Origin of the sequence: Natrinema salaciae (genome assembly GCF_900110865.1) — an archaeon.
In the GTDB taxonomy this organism is placed as follows: Archaea; Halobacteriota; Halobacteria; order Halobacteriales; family Natrialbaceae; genus Natrinema; species Natrinema salaciae.
Genome location: NZ_FOFD01000009.1, coordinates 37,191 through 62,780, shown reverse-complemented (window position 1 = coordinate 62,780; position 25,590 = coordinate 37,191). Strand labels below are relative to the sequence as shown.

29 protein-coding genes are annotated in these 25,590 nt (G+C 66.2%); 13 read left to right on the top strand and 16 right to left on the bottom strand.

Going from position 1 to position 25,590, the window contains the following annotated elements:
• Positions 1–33 precede the first annotated feature (33 nt).
• Entirely contained in the window at positions 34–399 is a 366-nt protein-coding gene (locus BMX07_RS22715) for an SPW repeat domain-containing protein (RefSeq protein ID WP_245742202.1), read from the bottom strand.
• 108 nt (positions 400–507) lie between these two features.
• Positions 508–861 (bottom strand): four-helix bundle copper-binding protein, encoded by a 354-nt coding sequence (locus BMX07_RS22710; RefSeq protein ID WP_090623125.1) that lies wholly within the window; start codon positions 859–861, stop codon positions 508–510.
• Positions 862–1,159: 298 nt separating this feature from the next.
• On the opposite strand from BMX07_RS22710, the gene BMX07_RS22705 reads away from it, so the two are divergent.
• On the top strand, positions 1,160–1,462 hold the full coding sequence (locus BMX07_RS22705; RefSeq protein WP_245742201.1) for a hypothetical protein: 303 nt from the start codon (positions 1,160–1,162) through the stop codon (positions 1,460–1,462).
• Positions 1,463–1,468: 6 nt separating this feature from the next.
• Entirely contained in the window at positions 1,469–2,050 is a 582-nt protein-coding gene (locus BMX07_RS22700) for a hypothetical protein (protein WP_090623121.1), read from the top strand.
• An 84-nt stretch (positions 2,051–2,134) separates the two neighbouring features.
• Here the strand turns inward: BMX07_RS22700 and BMX07_RS22695 are convergent, their stop codons facing one another.
• The gene (locus BMX07_RS22695) at positions 2,135–4,741 is read right to left on the bottom strand and encodes a heavy metal translocating P-type ATPase (protein ID WP_090623117.1); all 2,607 of its coding nucleotides are present in this window, start codon (positions 4,739–4,741) and stop codon (positions 2,135–2,137) included.
• Between the two features lie 87 nt (positions 4,742–4,828).
• Positions 4,829–5,428, bottom strand: coding sequence for an AsnC family transcriptional regulator (locus tag BMX07_RS22690; protein WP_090623114.1), 600 nt, complete (start codon positions 5,426–5,428; stop codon positions 4,829–4,831).
• A 284-nt stretch (positions 5,429–5,712) separates the two neighbouring features.
• Between BMX07_RS22690 and BMX07_RS22685 the strand changes: the two genes are divergently transcribed.
• The 5 genes from BMX07_RS22685 (at position 5,713) to BMX07_RS22665 (ending at position 10,482) form a co-directional block, all read left to right on the top strand.
• The gene (locus BMX07_RS22685; protein ID WP_090623110.1) at positions 5,713–7,059 is read left to right on the top strand and encodes an FAD-dependent oxidoreductase; all 1,347 of its coding nucleotides are present in this window, start codon (positions 5,713–5,715) and stop codon (positions 7,057–7,059) included.
• Positions 7,060–7,066: 7 nt separating this feature from the next.
• Complete coding sequence (locus BMX07_RS22680) at positions 7,067–8,365, top strand: M20 family metallopeptidase (protein ID WP_090623106.1); 1,299 nt, start codon at positions 7,067–7,069, stop codon at positions 8,363–8,365.
• A 25-nt stretch (positions 8,366–8,390) separates the two neighbouring features.
• Entirely contained in the window at positions 8,391–8,609 is a 219-nt protein-coding gene (locus BMX07_RS22675) for a YgaP family membrane protein (protein ID WP_090623102.1), read from the top strand.
• A 9-nt stretch (positions 8,610–8,618) separates the two neighbouring features.
• Positions 8,619–9,221, top strand: a complete 603-nt coding sequence (locus BMX07_RS22670) for a class I SAM-dependent methyltransferase (protein WP_090623098.1) — start codon at positions 8,619–8,621, stop codon at positions 9,219–9,221.
• Positions 9,222–9,366: 145 nt separating this feature from the next.
• A complete protein-coding gene (locus BMX07_RS22665) occupies positions 9,367–10,482 on the top strand; it encodes an aminotransferase class V-fold PLP-dependent enzyme (protein WP_394328406.1) in 1,116 nt (371 codons plus the stop codon).
• 102 nt (positions 10,483–10,584) lie between these two features.
• On the opposite strand, the gene BMX07_RS22660 is transcribed toward BMX07_RS22665, so the two are convergent.
• From BMX07_RS22660 to BMX07_RS22620, 9 genes are all read right to left on the bottom strand, one after another.
• Positions 10,585–11,178: a flavodoxin domain-containing protein gene (locus tag BMX07_RS22660; protein WP_090623092.1), complete on the bottom strand. Its 594-nt coding sequence runs from the start codon at positions 11,176–11,178 to the stop codon at positions 10,585–10,587.
• A 178-nt stretch (positions 11,179–11,356) separates the two neighbouring features.
• Positions 11,357–11,782 (bottom strand): universal stress protein, encoded by a 426-nt coding sequence (locus BMX07_RS22655; RefSeq protein WP_090623088.1) that lies wholly within the window; start codon positions 11,780–11,782, stop codon positions 11,357–11,359.
• Positions 11,783–11,930: 148 nt separating this feature from the next.
• Positions 11,931–13,286 carry a nicotinate phosphoribosyltransferase gene (locus BMX07_RS22650; protein ID WP_090623084.1) on the bottom strand — a complete coding sequence of 452 codons (1,356 nt, stop codon included), beginning with the start codon at positions 13,284–13,286 and terminating at the stop codon, positions 11,931–11,933.
• Positions 13,287–13,395: 109 nt separating this feature from the next.
• Positions 13,396–13,797, bottom strand: a complete 402-nt coding sequence (locus BMX07_RS22645) for a universal stress protein (RefSeq protein ID WP_090623079.1) — start codon at positions 13,795–13,797, stop codon at positions 13,396–13,398.
• 199 nt (positions 13,798–13,996) lie between these two features.
• Positions 13,997–14,653: an SOUL family heme-binding protein gene (locus tag BMX07_RS22640; RefSeq protein WP_090623075.1), complete on the bottom strand. Its 657-nt coding sequence runs from the start codon at positions 14,651–14,653 to the stop codon at positions 13,997–13,999.
• 315 nt (positions 14,654–14,968) lie between these two features.
• Positions 14,969–15,418: a universal stress protein gene (locus BMX07_RS22635; RefSeq protein WP_090623309.1), complete on the bottom strand. Its 450-nt coding sequence runs from the start codon at positions 15,416–15,418 to the stop codon at positions 14,969–14,971.
• Positions 15,419–15,771: 353 nt separating this feature from the next.
• Complete coding sequence (locus tag BMX07_RS22630) at positions 15,772–16,404, bottom strand: GAP family protein (protein WP_090623071.1); 633 nt, start codon at positions 16,402–16,404, stop codon at positions 15,772–15,774.
• Between the two features lie 422 nt (positions 16,405–16,826).
• The gene (locus BMX07_RS22625; RefSeq protein ID WP_090623067.1) at positions 16,827–18,041 is read right to left on the bottom strand and encodes an AI-2E family transporter; all 1,215 of its coding nucleotides are present in this window, start codon (positions 18,039–18,041) and stop codon (positions 16,827–16,829) included.
• Positions 18,042–18,351: 310 nt separating this feature from the next.
• Positions 18,352–18,813, bottom strand: a complete 462-nt coding sequence (locus BMX07_RS22620; RefSeq protein WP_090623065.1) for a DUF2267 domain-containing protein — start codon at positions 18,811–18,813, stop codon at positions 18,352–18,354.
• 246 nt (positions 18,814–19,059) lie between these two features.
• On the opposite strand from BMX07_RS22620, the gene BMX07_RS22615 reads away from it, so the two are divergent.
• From BMX07_RS22615 to BMX07_RS22600, 4 genes are all read left to right on the top strand, one after another.
• Positions 19,060–19,263, top strand: coding sequence for a dodecin family protein (locus BMX07_RS22615; RefSeq protein ID WP_090623061.1), 204 nt, complete (start codon positions 19,060–19,062; stop codon positions 19,261–19,263).
• A 222-nt stretch (positions 19,264–19,485) separates the two neighbouring features.
• Positions 19,486–19,923 (top strand): universal stress protein, encoded by a 438-nt coding sequence (locus BMX07_RS22610; RefSeq protein WP_090623058.1) that lies wholly within the window; start codon positions 19,486–19,488, stop codon positions 19,921–19,923.
• 120 nt (positions 19,924–20,043) lie between these two features.
• Positions 20,044–20,496: a universal stress protein gene (locus BMX07_RS22605; RefSeq protein ID WP_090623055.1), complete on the top strand. Its 453-nt coding sequence runs from the start codon at positions 20,044–20,046 to the stop codon at positions 20,494–20,496.
• A gap of 139 nt (positions 20,497–20,635) precedes the next feature.
• Positions 20,636–21,577, top strand: coding sequence for an ABC transporter ATP-binding protein (locus tag BMX07_RS22600; RefSeq protein WP_090623051.1), 942 nt, complete (start codon positions 20,636–20,638; stop codon positions 21,575–21,577).
• 29 nt (positions 21,578–21,606) lie between these two features.
• Here the strand turns inward: BMX07_RS22600 and BMX07_RS22595 are convergent, their stop codons facing one another.
• Positions 21,607–22,788: a COG1361 S-layer family protein gene (locus BMX07_RS22595; protein WP_090623049.1), complete on the bottom strand. Its 1,182-nt coding sequence runs from the start codon at positions 22,786–22,788 to the stop codon at positions 21,607–21,609.
• 165 nt (positions 22,789–22,953) lie between these two features.
• Between BMX07_RS22595 and BMX07_RS22590 the strand changes: the two genes are divergently transcribed.
• Entirely contained in the window at positions 22,954–23,754 is an 801-nt protein-coding gene (locus BMX07_RS22590; RefSeq protein ID WP_090623041.1) for an ABC transporter permease, read from the top strand.
• Between the two features lie 82 nt (positions 23,755–23,836).
• On the opposite strand, the gene BMX07_RS22585 is transcribed toward BMX07_RS22590, so the two are convergent.
• On the bottom strand, positions 23,837–24,691 hold the full coding sequence (locus BMX07_RS22585) for a universal stress protein (protein WP_090623037.1): 855 nt from the start codon (positions 24,689–24,691) through the stop codon (positions 23,837–23,839).
• A 167-nt stretch (positions 24,692–24,858) separates the two neighbouring features.
• Between BMX07_RS22585 and BMX07_RS22580 the strand changes: the two genes are divergently transcribed.
• Positions 24,859–25,047: a hypothetical protein gene (locus tag BMX07_RS22580; RefSeq protein ID WP_090623033.1), complete on the top strand. Its 189-nt coding sequence runs from the start codon at positions 24,859–24,861 to the stop codon at positions 25,045–25,047.
• A 33-nt stretch (positions 25,048–25,080) separates the two neighbouring features.
• Here the strand turns inward: BMX07_RS22580 and BMX07_RS22575 are convergent, their stop codons facing one another.
• Entirely contained in the window at positions 25,081–25,530 is a 450-nt protein-coding gene (locus tag BMX07_RS22575) for a pyridoxamine 5'-phosphate oxidase family protein (RefSeq protein ID WP_090623029.1), read from the bottom strand.
• Between the last annotated feature and the right edge of the window lie 60 nt (positions 25,531–25,590).

The window sequence follows — 25,590 nt, the reverse complement described above, 5'->3', positions numbered from 1 at the left end:
AGTGGCTCGGTATTTCTCTCCGGAGCTGGTTCGTTATTCGGCAGTCATGCGAAAGGATGAGCCGGGGTGAGCGGCGGCTGCGACGTACGTGTTGTAGCTCCCGATGCCCGCCACGACGGTCCCCGAGACGACGTCGTTCCACAGCGCCGGGCCCTCGAGGCCGAGCGCGAACGGCGCGATGACGAGCCAGCATCCGAGAAGCGTGACGACCCCCGTGCTGAGCACGCTCATGGACCGTCGTCTGGCCGCTCTCGCGCAGTTGTAGCCGGCACCGACGGCGATCGCGGCACCGACCAGCACGTCGTTCCAGCGACCGGTCGCCGGCGCGTCGAAGACCAACGGCGCGACGAGCAGCCAGCAGCCGATCGCGCCGTTGCCGCCAGCCGTGAGTTTCATCATCTCCATTCGTCGGTTCCCGTGTTCGTGGAAACCACGTGCAGTTGGGGCTCGAGTCGACGAGTGTGGTGGATCGGGGTCGCTGGCCGCTCCCGAACTCCGATCGCGATTTCAGGCCGACGCCATGTTTCGGCAGGTTTCCGCGCACTCGCGAAGGACCTCCGCACACACCTGACAGTGCTCGTGGTCGTGTTGCTCGCACTCGTCGGCACACTCCTCGCAAGCGTCGGCGGTGATCGCGGCGATGTCCGTGCTGTAGCCGGAGTCGCGGGCCATGAACCGCGCGTGCATCGTCGTCAGGTCGGCGACGTCCCGACAGAGCCGGATACATTCGGCCATCTCCTCGCCGTCGTCGGCGCACTCGTCGGCACACCACTCGCACGCCTGCGCGCACTCGAAACAGCTGTCGATACACTCCTGCATCTCCTCGTTTTCGCTGACGTGATCGATCTGGGTCAGTGCCATTGCACTCGGGCGATCGGCGACGACGGACTTTGTTATCCCCTCCACAGGACAGTTCGACCATACGGTGAGGTGCGATACTCGCGCTGGCTGCCACGGCGTGGTCGATCGGTGCGGTCGTTGCAAAAACCGTTCCGGGAGTCAAATCGGTGGTTTCTCCGGCGCGTCGCCGAGTCAGTCCCTTCTTACGCCGCTAATACGAGATTGGTACCTCTGTACGGCGGGCAGGATGAGGGGCCGTCGCCCCGTCGATGCAGTTTCAGGCCGTGGTTTGACGACTCGAGGTCCCGTTGCTCGTCGTGTGATCCCTCCCGCCGTTCAGCTCCTCGGAATTCCGTTTGCACTCATCGCCGGTACCGGAGCCGGGGTGTTCGCGCTCCTCTCGTTCGGTATCTTCCGGGATTCGCCGTTCGGACTGGCGGTCGCGTTGCTCTCGCTCGTGATGGTCGTCCTGACGATCTATCACACGATGTTGCTCGTCGTCGGACCGGACACGTTGATTCTGCACGTGCTTCGGAGCGCGTCGAACACGATCGTCGCGATATTTCTCGGGTTGTTGATCCTCAGGCACCGCCAGATTCAGCGGCGGCGATCACCGGGGTGACCCGTCGTGGACGGACTGACACCCTTCGCCGAGTACAACCTGATCGTCGGAATCGTGGTCGTCCTCGAGTTGCTGTACGTTCTCTCGCTCGAGGCGTCAGTGGCGGCGTATCGTCAACACATACTCGTCACCGTCGCCGGGCTGGTCCTGGCCGTCATCGGCGGCCCGATCGCCGAACTGTTCGCGCCGGCGCTCGTCCACTGGATCCACGGGATCGGCGCGATACTCGTCGTCCTCGGCTTCTACGACCCCGTGACGAACGACGTTCGGACGACGGAATGGTCGCGCGTACTCCTCACCGAGCCCGATCGGATTCGCCAGCCTGCCGAGTGGATGACGCCGATAGACGACACGATACTGGACACGCTCCACGGAACCGACCTGATACTGACGCCGTCGATTGTCGCCTTCAACACCGGGTTTAGCCGGAAAGAGGTGAACCGTCGCTTGATCCAACTGGACGAACACGGGCTCGTCGAGCGGACCGAACGCGGGAAGTATCGCCTGACGCGACGCGGCGAACGGTACCTCCGCGGACAGCTCGATGTCGTCTCGAGCGACACCGACGAACCCGCCGTTCGGGGGTAGGGACGAACGAGGGCGACGGTCGGTCGCCGACCCGCGAGTTCGATCGGCGCGCCGCGTTCCCGTCGTCGAAACCGAGCCGTCAGTTCAGCGCAGGAACCCGAGCAACTCGTAGTCGTGGTCGGGGACGTACCGACGGAACAGCAGGCTGTTCGACAGCACGGAGACGCTTGAGAACGCCATCGCCGCGGCGGCCAGCACCGGCTGGAGCAGCCCGAGCGAGGCCAGCGGGATGAGCGTCGTGTTGTAGCCGAGCGCCCAGACGAGGTTCTGCTTGATCTTCTGGAGCGTCGCGTCGGAGATACGGATCGCCTTCACGACGTCGACCGGGTCGTCGCGCATCAGCGTCACGTCGGCCGCCTCGATGGCGACGTCCGTCCCGCTACCGATCGCCGTGCCGACGTGCGCGACGGCCAGCGCGGGCGCGTCGTTGACGCCGTCACCGACCATCATCGCCTCCCGACCCTCGGCCTGGATCGCCTCGACCGCGCTGGACTTGTCCTCGGGGAGGACCTCGGCGCGAACGTTCTCCGGGTCGATGCCAACCCGTTCGGCGACGGCGCGGGCCGTCCGTTCGTTGTCGCCCGTGATCATCATCACGTCGATGCCCCGCTCGCGGAGTGCGGCGACCGCCTCCTCGGCGCTCGCTTTGACGGTGTCGGCGTCGGCGACCACGCCCGCGAGCGCGCCCTCGTAGGCGACGAGCATCGCCGTCTTGCCCTCCTTCTCGAGGCGCTCCATCGTCTCCGCGGCGGGCGCGGGGTCGACCCCGTTGTCCCGCAGCAGTTTGCGGTTCCCGACGAGCACCTCGCCGCCGTCGACGGTGGCGCGGACCCCGTGTCCCGGCACGTTCTCGAACTCGTCCGGGTCGACGACGTCGATGCCGCGTTCTTCGGCCCCCTCGACGATGGCTCGGGCGAGCGGGTGTTCGCTGCCGCTCTCTGCCGCCGCGGCGAGTCCGAGGACGTCGTCCTCGGTCAGTCGGTCGCGGATCGCAGGGGTATCGCTGTCGGCCGCTGCCGCCCCGCCGTCTGGCACCGGTTGGTCGTCCGCGTCGAAGACGACGACGTCGGTCAGTTCCATCTCGCCCTCGGTGAGCGTCCCGGTCTTGTCGAAGACGACCGTGTCGACGTCCTTCGCGCGCTCCAGGACGTCACCGCCCTTGAAGAGGACGCCGTTCTGAGCGCCGATCGCCGTCCCGACCATCGTCGCCGCGGGCGTCGCCAGTCCGAGCGCGCAGGGACAGGCGATCAGGACCGCCGAGGCGAACACGACGATCGCGAATTCGAAGACCGAGACGGAGCCGCCTGCGGGGGCGGGTCCGCCGGCGACCTGTCCCCACAGGGGTACCTGGTCGACGAAGCCGGCCAGCGCCTCGGGGAAGAGGAACCACACGGTCCCCCAGAACAGGGCGTTGGCGATGACCGCGGGAACGAAGTACGCCGAGATCCGGTCGGCGATGTTCTGAATCTCCGGCTGACGGGACTGGGCCTCCTTGACCGTCCGGACGATCTGCTGGAGCGCCGTGTCCGAGCCGACCTTCGTCGCCTCGACGACCAACACGCCGTTCTCGTTGATCGTCGAGCCAACCACTTCGTCGCCCTCCTCCGTCTCGACGGGGACGGACTCGCCGGTCACCATCGATTCGTCGACGGCCGACTGCCCGTCCACGACGACCCCGTCGGTCGGGATCTTCTCGCCGGGCCGGACCTTCATCCGATCGCCGACGTCGACGTCCTCGAGCGGGACCTCACGCTCGGTGCCGTCCGCGTCGACGACCGTGGCCGTCTCGGCCTCCATCTCGAGGAGCTTCCGGAGCGCGTCGCCGGCCTGCCCCTTCGAGCGGGCCTCGAGGTAGTTCCCGAGCGTGATGAACACGAGGATCAGCGCCGCGGTGTCGAAGTACGTCTCTCCGGCGACCTGCCCGAGCAGGACGGCGACGCTGTAGACGTACGCCGTCGACGAGCCCAGCGCGATGAGGACGTCCATGTTCGCCCGCCCGTTCTTCACGATCGCCTTGTAGGAGTTCACGTAGAACGGCCGCCCGAGGACGAGCTGGACGGGCGTCGCGAGCAGGAAGCCGATCCACTCGAACTCGAGGCCGAAGACGGTCTCGGGGAAGACGCTCCCACCGAGCAGGAACCGATCGGCCAGGAACAACAGGAACGGGGCCGACAGCACCGCCCCGAAGAGGGTCAGCCGGAGCTGTTTGTCGATCTCCGCCTGCCGGGCGGCGTCGCGCCGTTCCTGGTCCGACTCCTCGGCACCGTCGTCGTCGCGGATGGGCGTGTAGCCCGCCTTCTCGACCGTGTCGTAGAGCGCCGACCGCGAGACGTCGGCGGGGTTGAATTCGACCTGTGCCTCGTCGGTCGCGTAGTTCGCCTCCGCGTCGATGACGCCGGGAACCGACTCGAGCGCCTCCTCGTTGGTGTCGGCGCAGTTCGCACACGTCATGTCGGCGATCCCGATCGAGGCGGTGGCGGACTCGGCGTGGTAGCCGGCTTCGTCGATCGCGTCGTAGATCTCCCGGAGCGATACCGCTCCCGGGTCGTACTCGACGGAGCCCTCGTCGGTGGCGAAGTTGATGGTCGCCTCCGATACCCCGTCGAGCGCCTCCAGGGCGTCGGTGATCGACTGTGAACAGTTCGCGCAGCTCATCCCCTGGATCTCGAGGTGCGTGGTTCGATGAGTCACTATTGTCTTATAAGGGGCCGTCACTTACCTCTATTTCTGATAGAAATCCAAAGGAGACGGCGAGCCGTTCTTTCGAATCCGAACCGATTACGCGTTCTCCTCGAGGCGGTCGTACCGATCCTCGAACCGACTCAGACACGACGGACAGCAGAAGTGATACAGCTGGCCGTCGATGCTCGTCGACTCGCCTTCGTTATCGACGGTGTTGCCGCACTCGGCGCAGGTGAGCGCGAACTCGGTTCCGTCGAGCGAGGGCTGCCACTCGACGTCGTCGATCAACGTTACCGCGTACTCGATGTCATCGACGTCGTCACCGTCGCCGACCAGCCCGTCGATCCACTGGCGAACGGTTCCGACCTGTGCGCGGGCGTAAAACCAGAGTTCGCCGTCCGCGGTGACGAACACGTGTTCGACCGCGTCGGCGTCGTCGATTCGGTCTCTGAGGTCGTCGACGGCACCGATCCCGCCCGATAACTGAACGAATACCGGGACGCCGGCTCGGAGTTGCGAGTGGTCGACGTCGACGGTAAAGCGATTGATGACGCCCGCCTCTTGCAGTCGCTCGACGCGGTCCGAGACGGCCGGCCCGGAGAGATCGACCCGGTCGGCGATGTCGCTGAACGGTCGTCTGGCGTCCTCACCGAGCAGTCGCAGGATTTCCATGTCGGTTTCGTCGAGGTCTCGCATGGGGGTCGTACGTGCCGAGCCGGGATATACCTCCGGAATTGCTTTGCAATCCAAAGTGTAGTCGGCGAGCGGTTACGAATACGAGGTTCGGTAGCCGCCAGCGAACTGCCGATGGCGGACGACGACCGTCGACTCGGCAAATCGCCCGAACACGTATCGGTCTCGCGTTCGGGTATAGCGGATCGACGCAGTCGACGTGCTGCCGAAGTCGTCGGTCACAGTGAGTTGTATAATATTGGGAATTCCTCGAAATACTTTAGGCGCTACCGCCCCACTATTCGCGTATGACCGAGACGTTCGTGGTCGTCGGCGGTGACGCAGCCGGAATGAGCGCCGCGAGTAAGGCGAAACGCGACGATCCCGACCGCGAGGTGATCGTCTTCGAGAAGGGCGAGTGGGTCTCCTACGCCGCCTGCGGGATGCCGTACTACGTGAAGGGAGCCGTCGACGAGCTAGACGACCTCGTCACCGTGACTCCCGAGGAGTTCCGGGAGGAACGGGACGTCGACCTGCGAACGGGCGCGGAGGTCGTCGACGTCGACACCGAACTCCAGACGGTGACGGTCGAGACTGACGACGGGACCGACGAACAACCCTACGACGACCTGCTCGTCGCAACGGGCGCGAGCGCGATCGAGCCGCCGTTCGAGGGGCTGGGACTCGAGGGCGTGTTCACCATCCACGACATGGACGAGGCCGACGCCATCGAGGAGTACGTCACCGTGCACGGCCCCGAGACCGCTGCGATCGTCGGCGGGGGCTACGTCGGTATCGAGATGGCCGAAGCGCTGTCGGCCCGCGGCGTCGACGTCCACCTCTACGAGATGCTACCCCACGTCCTCCAGCCGTTCGGCGAGGCCGTCGCCGCGGTCGTCGAGGACCACCTCCGCGAGCAGGGCGTCGACCTCCACCTCGAGACCGCCGTGTCGGGCTTCGTCGGCGACGAGCGGGTCGACGGCGTCGAACTGGAGGACGAGGTCGTCGCCGCGGACATCGCGATCGTCGGCGTCGGCGTGGCACCCAACACCGACCTCGCCGAGGCGGCCGGGATCGAACTGGGCCCAACCGGCGCCGTCGCGACCGACGAGTACGGGCGCACGAACGACGAGAACGTCTACGCGGCGGGCGACTGCGCCGAGGCGACCCACGTCGTGACCGGCGAACCGGACCACGTCCCGCTGGCGCTGACCGCCAACCGCGCGGGCCGGGCGATCGGACAGACCGTCACCGGGGACCCGACGCCGGTCGGCGAGATCGCGGGCACCGCGATCGTGAAGGCGTTCGACCTCGGCGCGGCCCGGACGGGGATCGTCGACGAGGAGCGGGCCCGCGAGGCGGGCTTCGATCCCGTTTCGGTGACGATCTCGGCGTCGACGCGCGCCCACTACTACCCCGACGGCGCGGAGCTCACCGTCACGCTGGTCGCCGATCGCGAGAGCGGCAGGCTGCTCGGCGGCACCGTCGTCGGCCGCGAGGGGGCAAAGCGCATCGACACCGTTACCACGGCGCTGACGGCCGACATGACCGTCACCGAACTGCAGAACGCGGACCTGGCGTACGCGCCGCCGTTCAGCCCCGTCTGGGACCCGATCCTCACTGCGGCGAAGGTTCTCGCCGGGAAACTCGAGTGAGATCGCGATGACGACAGCCGAACTCGAGGCGTACGTCGCCGACCACCGCGCGGACCTGATCGACCTCGCGCGCGACCTGCTCGCGATCGACACGTCGAATCCGCCCGGCGACACGCGGGAAATCGTCGCCCTGCTCGAGGAGTATCTATCGCCGTTTCCGGTCGACGTCGAGCGGGTCGCGATCGATCCGGCGAAGCCCAACCTCCTCGTGACGCTTCCGGGCGCGAGCGATCGAACGCTGCTGTACAACGGCCACCTCGATACGGTGCCGTTCGACGCCGACGCCTGGTCGCACGATCCGCTCGGGGAGCGCGTCGGCGACCGGCTCTACGGCCGCGGCGCGACGGACATGAAGGGCGCGGTCGCGGCGATGCTGTTCGTCGTTCGCGCGTTCGTCGAGACCGACACCGAACCGCCCGGCGATCTCGCGTTCGCGTTCGTCAGCGACGAGGAAGTCGGCGGCGACGCCGGCCTCCCGGCGGTACTCGAGGCCGATCGCCTCGACGCCGACGCCTGCATCATCGGCGAGACGACCTGCGAGGAGGGACGCCACTCGGTGACGGTCGCCGACCGAGGGAGCATCTGGCTGACGCTCGAGGCGACCGGCGAGGCCGCACACGGCTCCCGTCCGGTGCTCGGCGAGAACGCGATCGATCGGCTCTACGGGGCGGTCACGACGCTCCGAGAACGCTTCGGGACGCGGCGACTGCGTATCGATCCCGCGTTCGAACCGATACTCGAAGAGTCGGTCGAGTACTACGCGCCGACGATGGGCACCGAGACCGCCCGCGATCTCTTTCGGTACCCGACGATCAACCTCGGGATTCTCGACGGCGGGGAAGCGATCAACAGCGTTCCCGGGTCCGCCCGTGCGGCGGTCGATATCCGGTTGACCGCCGGCGTCCGGACGTCCGACGTCCTCTCGGAAATCCGGGACTGTGTCGCCGACTGCGACGGCATCACGATCGCCGACGTCTCCTGGAGCGTCGGCACCGCCGAACCGGTCGGGAGTCCGCTCGTCGAGGCCGTCGCGTCGACCGCCGAAACGGTGACCGGCGATCGGGTGTATCGGCGGAGCGCGACCGGCGGCGGCGACGCGAAGAAGGTTCGAAACGCCGGGATTCCGACGGTCGAGTTCGCGCTCGGAACGGACACCGTCCACGCGGTCGACGAGTACACGACCGTCGATGCACTCGTCGGGAACGCGACGATATACGCGCGCCTCCCCGAACTGTGGGCGGCCGCGGTCGACGAAACCGAAGCGTCCGGCTCGGTCCCCGAATCCGGGAATTCGGGAAACGCTTAACCCTCAGTCTTTGGCATTTATGGGTATGAAGAACAATATCGGATCGACGGACCGGATCGGCCGAGCGGTCGGCGGCGCAGTCCTGGCAGCCATCGGCGTCGCGACGCTCGTCGGCGCACTCGAGTTCGGGACGGTGGTGGGCGTCCTCGCGGTGGTGGTTGGGGCCGTCCTCCTCGGGACCGCGCTGACTCGAATCTGTCTCCTGTATCGGATTCTGGGCGTCGATACGTCCGAGTCCGGCTAACTGCCATCGATGGAGCGATTTCGGAACACGGGGCAACCCGACTGGGACTGGTGGGGACGGCTCTGGCCGACGCCCGGCTCGACGCTCCGCCGCCTCGGGATCGCCTCGTGTCAGTCGGTCGCTGCGGTCGCCTGCGGGAACGGCTACTTCGCGCTTCCCGCCGCCCGGATCACCGATCCCGAACCGGTCTACGCGCTCGACCTCGAGGAGTCGTTGCTCGAGGAGTGCGTTCGCGTCGCCGAACGACAGCGGATCGAGAACGTCGTACCCGTTCACGGCGACGCGCGACGGATGGCGGCGCTGCTCCCGGAACGCGTCGAGACGGTGCTGGTCGCGAACACGTTCCACGGAATCGACGACCAGCAGGGGTTCGTCCGGCAGGCCTCGGAGTCACTCCGTCCAGGCGGGCGGTTCGTCGTCGTCAACTGGCACGCCCAGCGGCGTGAGACGACCACCGTCGCGGGCGAACCCCGGGGGCCACCGACCGACCTGCGGCTGTCCCCCGACGAGACGGCGTCCGTCGTGCGAGGGTGTGCGACGTTCTCGCTCGAGGAGCGAATCGAACTGCCGCCGTATCACTATGCGCTGCTGTTCGAACGGGCAGACGACTGAGCCGACGGTCGTCGGACGTGATCCCCGTCGGCGCACCCGTCGATGGATCGTTCGCTCGGTGAGTTCGGCAACCAATATTTCATAATCGTCCCAAGATTATTGACGGCTGCCTCCGTAGGGACGAGTAATGCAACCGTTTATGACGATGACGCCAGCCGAACTCCGGGCGGATATCCCCGCCCTGCAGGAGAGCGCCTATCTCAACTTCGGCGCACACGGGCCGAGCCCGAAGTACGTGGTCGACGCCGCCGACGAGTTCGTCCGCGAACACGAGTACGACGCGCCGGTCGCGGACGACCCCTACGACACCGCGTTTCGGGCGTTCGACCGCACGCGAGAGACGGTCGCGTCGTTCGTCGGGGCCGAACCGGACGAGATCGCGCTCACCGAGAGCACGACTGCCGGACTCAACGCCGTCGCGAACGCGATCGACTGGCAGCCCGGCGATGTCGTCGTCCGAACGGACCTCGAGCATCCGGCCGGAACGCTCCCCTGGCAGCGCCTCGAGCGGGAGGGCGTCAGGGTTCGCGTCGTCGAGACGAACGACGGCAGAATCGACCTCGATCGGTTCGCCGAGGCCGTCGCCGACGCCAGACTCGCCTGTTTCAGCGCGGTTACGTGGACTCACGGAACGCGGCTGCCGGTGGCGGAACTGGTCGACATCGCCCACGAGGCCGGCGCGTTTACGCTCGTCGACGCCGTGCAGGTGCCCGGACAGCTGCCGATGGACGTCGCGAAGTGGGGCGCCGACGCGGTCGCCGCCGCCGGGCACAAGTGGCTGTTGGGGCTGTGGGGTGGCGGATTCCTCTACGTCGATCGAGACGTCGCCGACGGCCTCGAGCCGCGAACGGTCGGCTATCGGAGCGTCGAGACGCCGACCGCGGACCCCTACGAGTTCGCGGCCGGCGCGCGTCGATTCGAAGTCGGATCGGCGAACCCGGCACCCCACGTCGCGCTCCGGGAAGCGATCGACGTGATCGACGAAGTCGGCATCGACCGAATCGAAGCTCGCGCCCGTCGTCTCGCCGAACGGCTGGCCGACAGCGTCCCCGACGATCGGCTTCGGAGTCCGTCGGCTCCGGAGTCCGGGCTGGTGACGATCGACACCGACGACCCGGCGGCGACCGTCGAGCGCCTCGCGGCCGACGGGATCGTCGTTCGAGCGCTTCCCGAACCGAACGCCGTTCGGGCCTCAGTCCACGCGGTCAATACCGCGACCGATATCGATCGATTACTCGAGGGACTGGAGCGGGAGTGGTAGGACAGATTGGCGTCGGCTTTCCCGACTTTGCAAGCGGTACGGGCCGCGTTCCTCGAGCGATCCGTCGTCGTCCCGGGATCGGTACTCGTGGACCGCGAGCGCTCACTCCGATTCCGTCCGCTCGCCCGCGGCCGGCGGCGCGACGCCCAACCGGCCTTCGACGAACGCAGCGACGTCGCGGGCGAAGGCCTCGACTTCGTCCCAGTCCGTGAACTCGACGTCCCCCGACGCGTCGGCTTCGGGCGTGTCCGAGAGCGTCCGCCTGGCGATTTGTTTCATCAGTAGCCGCTTGAGGAACCCGTACTCCGAATAGCGCAACGCGCCGCCGAAGAACCCGACTCGGTCGGGGTGCCACTCCGTCTCGTCGACGAACGCCTCGAAGTAGCCCGCCGCTTGCGCGCGACCGTCCTCGGTCGCGGACGACAGTGACACCTGAAAGAACGCCGTCGGCATTGCACCCAGCGCCGCCCGATTCGATCGCACGAACTCGAGAACCGACGACTGGTGTGTCCCGGCGTGAATCGACGCGCCGACGAGGACCGCGTCGAACCCGTCGAGGTCGACCGTCGCTGGACGGTCGTCGGCGTCGATCGCCGTTACGTCGTGACCGCGGTCGTCCAACGTCTCGGTAATGCGGGCGGCGACGTCTCGCGTCTGCCCCTCACCGGTGCCGTAGAGGACGAGAACCGATGCCATCGTCTCGGCGTCCGCTACCTCGAGCGCAGATATAAAACGACCACGCCGCGAAGCTCGTGGTCACTCGGTTCGACCCGCTCTCTCGCCATCGGGCGACGTTACGAGCCGCTGGAGCGTCTCGGTCGCCGGTCTCCTGGCCAGAATCGATCGTGCGCCGTCGCGTCGAACGGTGTCGACGCTACCGAACCACGACGACCGGTATCGGCGACCGACGAACGACGTTTTCCGCGACGCTCCCCAGCAGGATACGCGAGATTCCCTCTCGCCCGTGGCTGCCGATGACGATCGTATCGTACGCGCCGTCCACCGCCCGCTCGACGATCTCGTGATCGGGTTTTCCGGTAGCGATTTCCGTCTCGATCTCGCGGTCGCGGTTCGCGGCGACATCGGCCGCTTCGTCGAGGATATCGCGTCCGTGGTCGTGTGCCCCGTCGGCCGCGGGAATCCGTTCGTCTGGTTCCTGAAATGCCGCCCAGTAGCCTTCCGGAACCGGAACGACGTACAGGGCGACGACGTCCCCGTCCGGGAACGTCTCGAGTGCGTACTCGAGTGCGTCTTCCGCCGGGTCCGAACCGTCGTACGGTACGAGGAGTCGGTCACTCATGCGTCACGTTACGCGTCCCATCGATATAATACCGTGACCGCGACCGACGGCGCAGTACGACCGCCGACGGTGCCGGACGCCGTCGACAGTCGGTCGGCGTCCGGGAGGAACCGAGCCGCGATCACCGATCGTGGCCGACCCGCGTCGGCTACTCGAGCGTTCGTCTCAGTCGGTCGGTCTCCTGCCGGAGTTTCTCGCCGATCTGAACGGGATACGGGTCGGGATCGTCGATTCGTCGATGTTCGACGGGGAGCATCCGTCGCTTCGCGGTCGCGGTGTCTCGAATGCGATCGAGGTCCGGCAGTTCGGAGACCCGCTTCCCGTCCTCGATGACGGGTACCAACTGCTCCGATCCGGGCAGGGATTCGTCCCGGAGACCGACGATGTCGCCGGCGTATTGGCCGTCCGACTCGGTCCGGCGGACGGTCTTCGATCCCGGATAGGTTACCTTCCCCGCCGAGAGCTTCATCGTCGGCTGCATCTCTCCGTCGCGTTCGACGGCGACGAGTTTGTAGACACCCTCGACTTTCGGCGCGTCGGCGCTCGTCACCAGCGCCGTTCCCGGTCCGAAGCCCGCCCCAACGCCGCCGCGGTCGAAGAACGCGCGGATCGCGTACTCGTCGATCCCCGACGAGATGAACTGGTCGACGCCAGGGACGACCTCGTCGACCGCCTTCGAGAGCGCGGGGAGATCTCCCGAATCGAGCCGGACGCCCCGGAGGTCCACGTCCGCCGCGTCGGCGACCTCGCGCGCAATTCGTGCACCACCGACCGTCTCGTAGGTGTCGATCAACAGCACGCTCTCGTCACCGTACTCGGCGACGAAGGCCTCGAAGGCGTCGCGTTCGCGTTCGAAACTCTGGACCCACGAGTGGGCCATCGTCCCGGAGACGGGTATCCCGAACGCCTCGCCGGCCGCGACGTTCGACGTTCCGTCGAAGCCGCCGATGTACGCGGCCCGCGCCGCTTTCATCCCGGCGTCCGTTCCGTGTGCCCGTCTCGAACCGAAATCGATCAGCCGCTGCCCGTCCCCGTCTCGATCGATCACGTCCCGCATTCGACTCGCCTTCGTCGCGATCAGCGATTGGTATCCGATCTGGTTGATCAGCGCCGTCTCGAGCAGCTGTGCCTGCAGGATCGGTGCCGTTACCTCGAGCAGCGGTTCGTTCGCGAACACGGGCGTCCCCTCGGGCACCCCGCGGATCTCTCCCGTGAACTCGAACGCCGCCAGTCGCTCGAGGAACGCGTCGTCGAACCCCTGTTCGGCCAGATACTCGAGCGCACGGTCCTCGAACGAGAGCGATTCGACGTAGTGGATCGCCTGTTCCAGACCCGCCGCCACCATGTAGCCGCGGTTCGGCGGTAAGTCGCGGACGAAGAGGCTGAACGTCGCCCGCGGGTTGTGATCCCGATTCGCGTAGGCCTGCATCATCCGCAGTTCGTACAGGTCAGTGAACAGCGGGAGGGTCTCCGCTGACACGAAGCCGAACGTCGGTTCGGACATACCGCCGAGTACAGTACGGAGGGCGTAATAACGATAGCCCCGCGATCACCCCCGTCGGCACAGCGTCGGCCGACGCGGCTCGGACCAGTCCCCGTCGCCGGCGGCGCGTTCACTCGACGATCAACACCGGAACCGACGCCGCTTCGGAGACGCGTTTCGACACGCTCCCGCGAACGAGGTGGTCCAGTTCTCGGTGTCGACCGAGGACGATGAGATCGATCCCGTGTTCGTCGGCGTACGCGAGAATCGATCGGTGACGAAGCCCGTGCGTAACGTCGCACTCGACGTGCTCGACGCCGGCCGCCGCCGCACGATCCCGGACGTACTCGACCGCCTGTCGACCGATCTCCTCGAGATCGTCGAAGTCGATACCGGGAGCGATCGCAGCCGAGTTAACCACGTACAGCGTATGCAGCGTGGCATCGTGTTCGCCGGCGAGACCGATCGCTTCGTCGATCGCGCGGTCGGTGCCTTCGCGTCCATCGGTCGGAACGAGAATGTCGTCGTACATACCGTGCCGTTCGTCGACGTGCTCAATAATTCCCGGTCTTCGGTGACGGCGTCCGCGGAGAAACACGACGGCGTCGACGTCGTCCGCGGTACGGGAGCGTCGGATCGACGTCCCCGGTCACGGGCGTCAGGTGACGACCGACCGGTTCCGGGGTCCGTCACGGTCCGGGACGCTTCCCTCGACCCCTCTCGTTTCCCTGTCACCACCCCCCATGATCGCTGTGGAACTGCTCCGGAACGGCCGCCAGATCGACTTCGATCTCGTTGGTTCGCATGAACGGCGGCGTCCACGGATCGTTGTACTGGAGCAGTGATGGGTCGTCTCTCGCCTCGAGACCCCGTCGGGCGAGTTCCTCGCGCAGCCGATCCTGCTCGCGGTCGACGCGGTCGTCCGTGGCGTACCAGGAGAACCGCCGTACTGCGACCGTTCGCGGCGGTTCGACGACGAGGCTGACGGTTGGATCGGTCGGGGTCGGGGCGCGCGCGGGTCCGTACGTCGACGGGAGGAAAAAGGCCATCGTCACGCCGTCGCCGTCCATATCGGTTCGGACCGGAGCGGTCATGGGGACCGATTCGCTTTCGCCTCGGATCGCGACCGGTGCGGTCATCGCGACGTCCTCGCGCCGCTCGTTTGCACCGGAGATGTAGCGAAAGAGCCGTCGAAACGCCGTTCCCGCGTCCGGTGCCGTCGTTTCGACCAGCACGGATTGCGGATACCGTCGCAGCTCGATCCCGTCGAATCGCGCCAGCGTTTCCGACGGGACGCGCTCGGTCGTTCGGGTGACGTACGCGCCCCAACCGATCCACAGCGCGAACAACAGGCCGAGCCAGTACAGTGCCTTCCGTGACGTACGCATACGGATCGTTCGAGTTCGACGGCCAAAAGTCCCCAGTGAGGCGGTCTCGAGAGATGCGCACGCTCGGCCGCGGGTGCAGTGGGTCCGCCTCGACGCCGAGTCGTCGAGGCGGCGTCTCCGCGGAACCCGGGTGGCCTCGGGCTCCGTATCCGCTTCGTCTGCTCGGAGGTCCATGGCTCGTCTTACGAGCGACCGATGCGTGCCTGCGAATTCGAGCGACTGCAGTCACTGGACGGGTGGGGATTTCACAGCCGTCGAACTCGGCCCAGTCGAATTCGGATCGCCGGAGTGGATCGGCAGCGGCCAAACTGAGACCTACGCCTCTCGGTCCGACTGCTCCTCTCGAACGATCGTCACGGACCCCGGCGAGCGGCGAGCGACGCGTTCGGCGACGCTGCCGAGGAGGAATCGTGACAGCCCGCGGCGGCCGTGGCTGCCGAGAACGATGTGATCGACGTCGTGCTCTTCCGCATACCGGACGATTCCCGGTGCCGCTTTCCCGACGGTCGTGTTCGTCGTTACCGCCGCGTCGTACTCCCGCGCGATTTCGGCTGCCTCGTCGAGGAGCTGTTCCGCGGACTGCTGCGTTCGCTCGTACGCGTCCTCCGAATAGAATCCTCCCATTCCGTCGCTACTGGACCACTCTCGCGGATCGTTCACGTGCAGCACGTGGATCTCCGCATCGGGATACGTCGACAGCGCGTGTCGGAACGCGGCGCGTGCCTGTGGCGACTCGTCGAGCGCGACCAGGATTCGTGATGCCATATCGCCCCCGTCGACAGGCAGCGGCAAATTATCTCGGGGAGTCGATATCGGGGCCGTCCCTCGTTCGGCCGCCGTCGGGACCGGTTCGGTGGCGAGGACCGGGGAGACAGCGAGCGGATCGATGTCCGCGTCGAGTACGAGGTCGGTGGCCCGCTGCCTCGACATCGAGGACGGTCGCCGTGCCGGTAGTGGTCGGTGCGCTCGAGGTGTCGGCGATTTTCGTCTAGAGTGTGTACCCGGTACCGGGCTCGAGATCGGTCGTCGACGGGATGACGGGGTGGTTCGAACGCGGGCCGGCGTCCCGTCGGTCGCGAACACCTGTTCGCCCGCTTCGGTTCCGCCGTAGGTGACAATTAACCGAGGAGGTTCTGAAGCGTCAGGACGAGGAAAATCGCGATTACTGCCTCGGAGATGATCCACGAGTTGTCGTTCATCCAGTCGCGAATCCCCGGGAGCGCGGCTTCCGCTCGCTCGCCGAGCAGGAACACGCTGAGCGACGGAAGCGACAGGATAAAGAGCGTGAGCAGGACGAAGCCGGCCGCGTCCGTGACCGGATCGCCGTTCGCTGCGAGGTAGGTGCCGACACTGACCGAGGTGACGACGTCGGTCGGGAACACGCCCAACAGAAGAAAGCCCAGTTTCAACGAAAACCCGGGCGTCGCTGTGGTCAACTTCCCCATCCACTCCGGCGGCTCGGACACGTTCCGCTTTCGGTAGGTCTCCACTGCCGCGTAGAGGAGTAACACGAGGACGACGACGAAGAGGACCTCTCTCGCGCTCGCCCCTAACAGGCCGCCGCCACCGCCGAAACTGTTCCCGAGGAGGTACGCGACGAAGACGACGAGGCTGATGGAGAGCGCTGCACCGAAGACGTAGGCCAGCGAATTCGCCCGCCACTGCTCGCTCGTCGCGAGGAAGATCGGGGAGAGTATCTGTGGACCCGCGACCATCACGATGGCCAGCGGGAGAACTTCCACGAGGCTCATGGTCCGTATTCTCCGTGATCGTGCCTATCGTACCGACCGGAACGTTCACGCGTATATGCACGTCCTTCGTTGCACAGGTTCACAGTTCGCGCCCAAAGGGCAGTGAGTTGACGACGGCAGTTAGTGTTTCTCGGAGTACACGACGGCAACTTCCCGTTTCTTTCCTGCGTTCGCGTTCGTTCTGTCGCTGAACGGCACGCTCGCGATGGCCAACTAGCGGGTCCGCGTCGGTTCCTCGACGGTCCTCGCTTCGGTCGTCCTCGTCTCCGTTGATCAGCGTGGCCGCGCGCTCGAGGGAAGATGGAGTCCGAGGGGCTCGGGTACCGAGCCCTCGTCGGCCGTCTCCGTTCGGAACTCGTTCCGGACTCAATCCGCGTCGGTGGCCACATCGCAGTTCCGTCTCCCCGCGCCACGCCGGAAATTCACACTGTCGGCCCGTCGTCCGGCCCGAAATCGGAGCGATCCGCTTCGGACGACCGTTCGTCCTGCTGGTCGGGGGCGCTCTCGGCGAACTCGTCGAGCGTATGCTCGGTCTCTATGCCGGCGTTCTCGTGCGCCGGATCAGCCAGGATCGGGAGGATCAGCCGGACGTACGTCACGATAAACAGCATCAGGAACGGGCCGAGGAAGATGCCCGACCAGCCAAACAGCGGCGGGCCGAACAGGTACGCGAACATGACCAGCCCGGTGTCGAGCAGTCGTCCGGAGAGAGACGGCCGGATGTACGTTCGGACGAGGTTGTCGAACGCGACGATCATGACCGCGAGGAACACCAGCGGGACCCAGAGGAGCCGTGGCTCGATCGCGATCGCCTGGACGGCGAGGATGGCAGCGATCGTCGCGTAGACGATCGATCGTCCGACGAGCGGGACGAGCGTGAAGAGACCGGTAACGACGGCGAACAGCACCGCCGAGGGGATCGCTATCCCCGCCGGCGCAGCGAGGTTGAACACCGCGTAGAGAACGGCCGAGAGGATGACGACCGCGAAGATCGTCATCGTGTACCCGAAGTAGACCGACCCCAACCCGCGATCGATCGCCGACAGGTACGCCGATGCGAGGCTGTCCTCGCCGAACACGTTCGACTCGAACCAGGCGGCGATGCCGCGGTCGTTGATCAGCAGGAAGAACGCGATCAGCAGCGATACGAACGCGTTGAACAGCACCGCGCCGATCGCGCCGATCGCTCCGCCGACCGTGCCCAGGAGGGTTTGGACCGACGGCTCCTGGATCAACAGCATCGTCGTGTCGTACACTTCCGTCGGCGTGTTCGGGAGATCCGGCACCGGGATCGGTAACTGTGCGACGATCCTGTCCACCGGTGCGTTCGAGATCGCCGTCACGAGTTGCCCCAGTGCGACGAGTAAGAGCACCCCGACCAGTGCGATGATCGGGACGACGATGAGGAGCAGCGTCAGTGCGGCGACGAGCGTCGGCGAGGCGATGCGCTGCTCGAGTCGTCGGGTGATGGGCCGCGCGACGTAGTAAATGAACAGTCCGAAGACGAGCCACGGGAGATACTGATCGACGAGGAGTCCGAGCACGGCCAGTAGTACGGCCCCCAGCGCCCACCATCCGAGGCGTTCGCGCCCCGGCCAGTCGCGGACGCTCCGTCCTGAAAAATCGGTTTCGACCATATGGAGTGCTACCACGCTATGAGTGTTAACGAAACTGCGTTCTCGGACTGAATTACGTGCTGTTGTAACTGTTTCAGCGAGGGCCGACCCGCGCCGCTCGCCGTCCGGCTATCGTTCGTCTCTCCTATTACGGTTGTACGCCTGTGCTCGGTAACTTCGGAAATCGGCTATTTCTGGCGCAGAACCACTATGACGTGCGTGGAACGCTCGCTCGAGGCGGCGCGGCTCGCTCGCGGCCCGTTTCGAGCGGTTCGCTGTGCGTCGAGGCTCGGTGTGAACGGAGGCATTCGGCTGCGAATCCGATCCGCGATTACTCGCTCTCGGGTTGTGGGCCACCGCCCGTCTGTGCCTCTTCGGCGTCGCCCCAGCCGCCGGCGTCGACGACCTCGAACAGTTTCCCCCAGTTCTCGTCGCGTCGATCTTCGGGAAGCTGATCGCGAAGTTGTCGGAAATCGGACGGAGGAACCTGCGTGTGGACGAGATCGATCACGACGCGAGCGTGGTACGCGGCCTCGGACGCATCACACCCTTCGATGTCGCTCACTCGCGAGACGAATTCCCGCCAGTCGAAGCGCTGGCCGTGCTCACTGACGGCGCCGGTCATGTACCAGCGGATCTCCATCGGAAGCGACGCCGCGAGATCGTCGGCCGCCCCCTCCGGAATCCGTTCGCCGAGCGTCACGAGCGTGGCTCTGATCGCGCGGACGGTTTCGCCCGTTCCGGGCAGCTCGAGGCGGTGCTGGATCTCGCCGGTGAACTCGTCGAAATTCATGGGTCTCGAACGTTCCACACCGCTCAGCGGCATAAACCCCGTCCATCAGTATCGGTGCGATGCCGTCGGACGGAGCGGAGCGATAGCCGTTCGCGCACACAGCGGGGATCGACGGCTGGCTGCCGCCGCGTCGCGTCGATTCGACAGGGGAGTTACCGGCTGTGCGACGCAGACTCCTCGCCGAACACGACCGTCACGGTCAGAACGGGTGGGCATTATAACGGAGTCAGTGGTACGACGACTGCTATGCCAGCAGTCAAAGTTATCCGCGTGATGGGAACGTCAGAAGAGTCCTGGGAAGCGGCCGCTCACGAAGCGTTCCAGGAAGCGAGCCAATCGGTCGACGACATCTCCGGCATCAACGTCGAAAAGTGGACGGCCGACGTCGAAGACGGCGAGATCGTACAGTACAAGGCGACGACCGAAATCGCATTCCCGGTCCAGCACTGATCGGTCCGCGGCGCGACCGTGACCGGGGCCCAGAGAGCGCCTCGAGACGGTCGAGACGCGGATCGCGCCGTTTCGATGCAATGCAGTAGCTGCGCGAACGGACCCGGATGATGCGCCGCGACCGATGGGGACGTACGCGCATCGAATAGCGGCGCGGCGAATCGAGGGCCGGAAGGCGCAGACTCGTCAAAGTTTCTTGTACTCTCGTAGCGTTGACTGGGTATGGGAACACACGTACTCGTCCCGCTCGATGGCTCACCGCAATCGTGGGCGGCGTTCGACTACGCCGTCGCGAATTACGATGGCGAGACGATCACGACGTTGCACGTCGTCGATCCGCTGGAAGGCGTCTACAGCGATTACGGCGGCGGCTACTACGACTCGCAGACCCACGAACGGGCCGTCGAACGTGGCGAGGAGTTCGGCGACCAGGCGCGTGAGCGCGCCGACGACGCGGGGATTCTCGAGACGACCATCCTCGAGCACGCGGTCGAAACGGGCCAGCCCGCTCGGACGATTCTCGAGTTCGCCGACGAGAACGGTGTCGATCACGTCGTCATGGGGAGCCACGGTCGGACCGGCGTCGCGCGGGTGTTACTCGGAAGCGTCGCCGAGACCGTGATGCGGCGAGCCCCGATACCGGTAACGGTAGTCCGGTAACGTCGACCCCGCAGGGGGACTGTCCCGAGACGCGCTGCGTCGCCGTCGGTCGATCTCCCAGCGCCGTCTGTCGGCTCGCTGTGAGAGAACGCTTTGTCGCTGGCCGTCGACAGGGGGCACATGGCCCCCACCGTCCTCGTCGCGTTCGACGAATCGCCGCAGGCGATCGCCGCGTTGCGCCACGCGCTCGCGACCGACGACGACGCTTCGATTCACGTCCTCTACGTGAACGACCCCTGGGAGTGGGCCGGTGCCGGTGGGCTCGGCGACATCTTCTCCGCGGAGGTCGCGTTCGAACGATCGCAGGACGACGCCGCCGCGGTGATCGCGACGGCCGCGGAGATCGCTCGAGAGTACGACACGGAGATCACGACGGCGACGGAGATCGGAACCGTCCCCGAGACGATCGTCGCGTACGCGGCGGAACACGATGTCTGTCACATCGTCCTCGGCAGTCACGGCAGACGCGGCCTCAAGCGATTCCTGTTGGGCAGCGTCGCAGAACAGGTCGTTCGGCAGTCCCCCGTTACGGTGACGATCGTTCGGGAGGAGACCTCGGGAGCCGACCCGTGAATGTGAGTGTTTCAGGTGCCCGGCGGTGTCGCGGTTTGCGTCGGTCGTCTCGGTCGTCCCGACGTGACGCCTCGCGACCGAACCGGAACGGGCGGGGCCACCTGGTACGTATAAGGCTCGAGACGCCGTCGGTCGGCGCGTGAGCAGCGCCGAACCACCGCCGATCGAACTCGAGTCCCTGACGAAGTACTACGGGGACGTTCGGGGCGTCGAAGACCTCACGTTCGCCGTCGATCGGGGCGAGATCTTCGGCTTCCTCGGCCCGAACGGGGCGGGCAAGTCGACGGCGATTCGCGTCCTCCTCGGGCTGTCGAAACCCACTGACGGAACGGCGTCGCTGCTGGGCCGAGACGTGACGGATCGAACCGAACTGCGCGACGCGAAGCGACGACTCGGCTATCTCCCGAGCGACGTTACCTTCTACGATCGCGTGACGGGAGCGGCGGTGCTCGATCACTTCGCTCGGTTGCGCGGCGACGAGCGCCGCGGGGACCTCCTCGAGCGCTTCCCCGTCCCCCTCGATCGGAACGTGAAGGCCTACTCGAGCGGCAACAGGCAGAAACTCGCCATCGTCGCGGCGTTCATGCACGAACCCGAGGTGGCGATCATGGACGAGCCGACGTCGGGACTCGACCCGCTCGTCCAGAACGAGTTCTACGAGTTGCTCGAGGAGCGACGGGACGCCGGGCGGACGAGTTTCTTCTCCTCGCACATCCTGAGCGAGGTCCGTCGCGTCTGCGATCGCGTCGGGATCATCAGAAACGGCCGGCTGATCGAACTCGACACCGTCGAGAACATCCTCGCGGAGGGCGGTACCGTCGTCACCGTTCGGCTGGCCGAGGAGCCGCCGGCCGCGGCGCTCGAGTTCGCCGGTGTCGTGCGCATCGACCGGCGAGACGGGACGTATCAGATCGTCCTCTCGCACGAATTCGACGCCCTGATCGACCGATTGGACGAATACACCGTGCTCGATCTGGAGGTCCGCGAGGCGTCTATCGAGGACGTGTTCATGCACTTTTATGGAACCCCGGCCGACGGAGACCGCGGCCCCGCGGCGAACGGGGTCGACACCGCTCCCTGACCCGGACCGACGGGACGACGGCTCCCCGCTCAGCGCCTCCGAGCCCACCAGACCGCTGCGAGTACGAACACGAGCGCGACGGCGACGAACGGCGCGACGGAATCGACGTCGGTGTCGTCGTCCCGCTCGACGATCGAGACCGGAAGCGGAACGGGGTCCGCGCTCGTTCGGGCGCCGGCGTCGGTCTCGTATTCGAGCGTAAGCGCGACGCTGGTCGTCGTCTCGACCGCGTCCGGGGACGACTCGAGAGCGAACCGCGCAGTTTTCGACTCGCCGGCGTCGAGGGTGCCGAGGTGTGCCGTCGGCGACTCGCTCGTCAGCGGCGGTCCGACCTCGACCGTGGCGACGACGCCGGTCACCGGTTCGTCACCGTCGTTCCTGATCCGGGCTTCGTAGACACCCTCCCCGTCGACGGGGATCTCGTCGTTGACGGGCGTCACGTCGAACGCTCGAGACCTGTCGACCGCGAGCTCGAGCAGCGTCGGACCCTCGGTTCGGACGATCGTGTCATCGTCGTCATCGTCGTCGGTTCGCGTGTCGTTTGTCTCGTCGGTTTCGTTCGGTTGGAACGCGTCGACTGGGGCGTCGGTATCGATTTTGTACTGGACGGAAGCGAACAGCGGATACCTCCCCGAATCGACGTCCGAGGCCACGACGTCGACGGCCACAGTCTCGGTGTCGCCGGGCCAGATATCGTCGACGACGACCGACCGAATCGACTGCGGCGCGGCCGGCGGGCCGAGCGTGACGGCACCGTCCGCTGCTCGCACGGTCACGACGACGTCGGTCGCCTGTCGGTCGCCATCGTTCGTCACCTCGAGTGTGATCGATGTCGTCTCGCCTGCGCGGACCGACTGGTTCGCCGCGACGGCGACAGTAACGTTCCCCTCGAGCGCCTGGACGAGCGGTGGATCCGTCGCCGATGCGGCTCGCGGCGGCCCGGAGGCGGGCGTGTCGTTCTCGACCGGCGGTCGCGGCGCGGACTCGTTTCCAGCCGCCCTGGCGGCCGGGGCGCTTTCGTCGGTCACCGGACCGTCGCTCGGTTCGGCCGCGCTCGTGTCGTTTCCCGACTCGTTCTGTAGCGGCGTGACCGTCTGTGTCTCGATCGGGACCGTCGCTGTGACGACGCCGATCACCACGACCAGCGAGAGGGCGCTCACCGTGACGACTACGCGACGCCGCCGACTCGGTATCGCCGCTCGGCCGCTCATGTCCACGCCGAGACGGTCGAAACGCCGATAAATCGGCTCACCCGTTCCCGCAAGTAAAACGATACTTACCGGACGGTTGTTGTCGCAATACCTGGTTGCCTCGATCGGTCCCGCCTCACGTATAAGCTGTCGGCTCTCGTCGGGAACGGGACGGTCCGATACTCGATGTTCGAACTCACCGCGTTCGAAGCCGATCGCCGACTGCGTGGCTCCCTGCTGCTCGCCGGTGCGATGGTCGCGCTGATCGCCCTCACCGTCGCGCTCTTCCCGTCGATCCGGGAGACGGGGGCCGATCTCGACGCCTACCTCGAGTCGCTGCCCCCCGAAGCGACGCGCGCGTTCGTCGGGAACGTGACGACGCTGACCACGATCGAGGGCTACCTCGTCTCCCAGCTCTACCAGTTCGGATGGGTGTTACTGCTCGCGATCTACTACGCGTACGCCGCGGCCTCGACGGTCGCAGGGGAGGTCGAACGCGGGACGATGGAACTGACACTGTCGTTGCCGGTGACGCGGTCGCGGGTCGTGGTCGGGAAGTTCCTGTCGCTCGTTCCGGGCGTCGTGCTCGTCAACGCGATCACCTTCGTCGCAGTTTTCGTCGGCGTCGGAGTCGTCGGCGAATCGATCGACGTTACGCACCTGTTCGCCGTCCACGCGTACTCGATCGCCTACCTGCTCGCCTGCGCCGGCGTCGGACTCTCGGCCTCCGTCGCGTTCGACTCCGTCCGCCGCGCGCAGACCGTCGGTGCCGGATCGGTCTTCGGGCTATTCCTGCTCGATACGTTCACGTTCGATACCGACTACGAGTGGATCGGTGACGTCGCGTTCTCCCGGTACTTCGACCCCGGTGCGATCCTCGTCGACGGCGATCTCTCGTGGTCGGATCTCTCCGTACTCCTGGTTGCAGTCGTCGTCCTCGTCGTCATCAGCGGCGAATACTTCGAACGGCGCGACCTCTCCGGGTGACTCGCGGCGGTTCGTCAGTCGGTGTTCCGACAGCGCGAGACACAGCGGTTCAGCGTCGGGACCGGCCTCCCGTGCGAGCTCGTTACGTTCCGCCGGATTCCGGAGCGCGGACGGTCAGGACGGGTGCCGGTGCGGCGCGCAGGACACGCTCCGTGACGCTCCCCAGGTACGCTCGGTCGCTATCGCTCCGGCCGTGGGTCCCCATCACCAACAGCTCGATATCTTCGGTTTCCGCGTACGCGGCGATCGCGCTGTGGACCGATCCGACGGTGACCGCCGGGCGAACCTCGACCCCGTCGAGCGCCGCGTTCTCGGCCGTCGACTCGAGAGCGCGGGTCGTGTTTTCCTCGAGGCGGTCGAGTAGCGCGTCCGACTCGGCATCGATCCCGTAGCGCGTCGCGTCAACGACCGACAGGAGGTGGAGCGTCGCTCCCGTTTCGGCGGCGATCTCCACGCCGAGTTCCAGCGCGGTTCGCGCGTGATCGCTCCCGTCCGTCGGGACGAGGACGCGCTCGAACGGGTACAGGCCCCGAATATCGTCGCTCGCGCGAGCGACGAGGACCGGGACTGGTGCATCGCGGACGACGCCTTCGGTGACGCGTCCCAGCACGACCGGTTCGGGGTCTCGCCGGCCGTGTGCACCCATGACGACGATCTCGACCCCCGCACTCTCGGCGTACTCCAGGATTCGCTCTCGAGGGTCGCCGCGTCGTTCCTCGGTAACGACGGTCTCGACGTCGGGAGCCGCGGTCTCGCGAGCGTCGGCGAGTATCTCGTCGGCCGTCCGATCGCGCACCGCACGCGGGCCGACGCGATCGTCCTCGGAGACGACCAGCACGTGCAGCGTCGCCTCCGGTGACGCGATTCGACCGGCGAGTTCGAGGGCGGCGTTTGCGGGGCCGCTGTCGTCCGTCGGGACGAGGAGTCGATCGTACATACGGCGCGTTCGATCGGCACGCACTTACAGCTATCCGGGACGCATCTCGACCGCCTCGAGGGACGAGGGGCGAATCGCCGCGTCGGTGTCGCGGACCCGTTCGAAACCGACACTGTATTTCGTGTATACCTGCCGACTATTTATATCGAAACGTGATATGCGAGGCTATGAAACCGCAGGCGGAGCGTCGGTGTCACGTCTTGATCGGCATCGCGTTGGTTCTTCTGACGATCGGTATCGGGTACGACTTCATCGTCGGAACGAAGTTGGCGGATTTCCTGGTGATAATCGCCGGACTCTTCGTCGGATGGGTCGCGTTTCTCTACTGCCTGGGAAACGCGTCGTTCTGGGGCTAGCTCGGCCGCCCACGGTTTTCAGCGCCGACGCCGTTACGAGTCAACTTTCACCTCTTTCCGTCCCGTCATCGTCTCGGGATCGAGGCAGAAAAAGCGGAACGACGTCTCCTTTGGCGGCCGCTCGAAGATGTCGACGAGCGGGATTCGAATCGCCCACATTCCCTGTACCTCGGCGGATCTGTACGGGGCGTCGGAGATGTCCGCGAGTCGCCCCGTGACGACGACGCTTTGCCACCCGTCGTCGGTCTGGTCGTGCGTCACGAATGCGGTCGGCTTGTCGACGAGTTCTTCTTTCCTGCCGTTCGTCGGCAAGGAGAGCCGGAAGTAAAACCGCGTCACGTCGGCGCTGTACCCGTACGACACGGGGATCGAGACCGGCGGGTCATCCGGCTCCGTGGAAAACGAGATGACGCCCGTTCCGCCTCGGCCGAGGAATTCGTTCATCTCTTCCTCGCTCATTTGCAGCCAGCGCAGTCCCTGCATACGCCACGATACGATGGTGCGATAGAAAGTATCTCGCCACAGCGAACCGTACGTTCAACG

What these genes read in the sequence shown, in the direction of transcription:
- BMX07_RS22655 (WP_090623088.1), bottom strand. Translation starts at nt 11,782, where the DNA reads ATGAGTGACCGACTCCTCGTACCGTACGACGGTTCGGACCCGGCGGAA.
- BMX07_RS22685 (WP_090623110.1), top strand. Translation starts at nt 5,713, where the DNA reads ATGACCGAGACGTTCGTGGTCGTCGGCGGTGACGCAGCCGGAATGAGC.
- BMX07_RS22665 (WP_394328406.1), top strand. Translation starts at nt 9,367, where the DNA reads ATGACGCCAGCCGAACTCCGGGCGGATATCCCCGCCCTGCAGGAGAGC.
- BMX07_RS22625 (WP_090623067.1), bottom strand. Translation starts at nt 18,041, where the DNA reads ATGGTCGAAACCGATTTTTCAGGACGGAGCGTCCGCGACTGGCCGGGG.
- BMX07_RS22595 (WP_090623049.1), bottom strand. Translation starts at nt 22,788, where the DNA reads ATGAGCGGCCGAGCGGCGATACCGAGTCGGCGGCGTCGCGTAGTCGTC.
- BMX07_RS22610 (WP_090623058.1), top strand. Translation starts at nt 19,486, where the DNA reads ATGGGAACACACGTACTCGTCCCGCTCGATGGCTCACCGCAATCGTGG.
- BMX07_RS22630 (WP_090623071.1), bottom strand. Translation starts at nt 16,404, where the DNA reads ATGAGCCTCGTGGAAGTTCTCCCGCTGGCCATCGTGATGGTCGCGGGT.
- BMX07_RS22640 (WP_090623075.1), bottom strand. Translation starts at nt 14,653, where the DNA reads ATGCGTACGTCACGGAAGGCACTGTACTGGCTCGGCCTGTTGTTCGCG.
- BMX07_RS22680 (WP_090623106.1), top strand. Translation starts at nt 7,067, where the DNA reads ATGACGACAGCCGAACTCGAGGCGTACGTCGCCGACCACCGCGCGGAC.
- BMX07_RS22605 (WP_090623055.1), top strand. Translation starts at nt 20,044, where the DNA reads ATGGCCCCCACCGTCCTCGTCGCGTTCGACGAATCGCCGCAGGCGATC.
- BMX07_RS22580 (WP_090623033.1), top strand. Translation starts at nt 24,859, where the DNA reads ATGAAACCGCAGGCGGAGCGTCGGTGTCACGTCTTGATCGGCATCGCG.
- BMX07_RS22660 (WP_090623092.1), bottom strand. Translation starts at nt 11,178, where the DNA reads ATGGCATCGGTTCTCGTCCTCTACGGCACCGGTGAGGGGCAGACGCGA.
- BMX07_RS22620 (WP_090623065.1), bottom strand. Translation starts at nt 18,813, where the DNA reads ATGAATTTCGACGAGTTCACCGGCGAGATCCAGCACCGCCTCGAGCTG.
- BMX07_RS22645 (WP_090623079.1), bottom strand. Translation starts at nt 13,797, where the DNA reads ATGTACGACGACATTCTCGTTCCGACCGATGGACGCGAAGGCACCGAC.
- BMX07_RS22590 (WP_090623041.1), top strand. Translation starts at nt 22,954, where the DNA reads ATGTTCGAACTCACCGCGTTCGAAGCCGATCGCCGACTGCGTGGCTCC.
- BMX07_RS22635 (WP_090623309.1), bottom strand. Translation starts at nt 15,418, where the DNA reads ATGGCATCACGAATCCTGGTCGCGCTCGACGAGTCGCCACAGGCACGC.
- BMX07_RS22690 (WP_090623114.1), bottom strand. Translation starts at nt 5,428, where the DNA reads ATGCGAGACCTCGACGAAACCGACATGGAAATCCTGCGACTGCTCGGT.
- BMX07_RS22710 (WP_090623125.1), bottom strand. Translation starts at nt 861, where the DNA reads ATGGCACTGACCCAGATCGATCACGTCAGCGAAAACGAGGAGATGCAG.
- BMX07_RS22615 (WP_090623061.1), top strand. Translation starts at nt 19,060, where the DNA reads ATGCCAGCAGTCAAAGTTATCCGCGTGATGGGAACGTCAGAAGAGTCC.
- BMX07_RS22715 (WP_245742202.1), bottom strand. Translation starts at nt 399, where the DNA reads ATGATGAAACTCACGGCTGGCGGCAACGGCGCGATCGGCTGCTGGCTG.
- BMX07_RS22670 (WP_090623098.1), top strand. Translation starts at nt 8,619, where the DNA reads ATGGAGCGATTTCGGAACACGGGGCAACCCGACTGGGACTGGTGGGGA.
- BMX07_RS22585 (WP_090623037.1), bottom strand. Translation starts at nt 24,691, where the DNA reads ATGTACGATCGACTCCTCGTCCCGACGGACGACAGCGGCCCCGCAAAC.
- BMX07_RS22575 (WP_090623029.1), bottom strand. Translation starts at nt 25,530, where the DNA reads ATGCAGGGACTGCGCTGGCTGCAAATGAGCGAGGAAGAGATGAACGAA.
- BMX07_RS22650 (WP_090623084.1), bottom strand. Translation starts at nt 13,286, where the DNA reads ATGTCCGAACCGACGTTCGGCTTCGTGTCAGCGGAGACCCTCCCGCTG.
- BMX07_RS22675 (WP_090623102.1), top strand. Translation starts at nt 8,391, where the DNA reads ATGAAGAACAATATCGGATCGACGGACCGGATCGGCCGAGCGGTCGGC.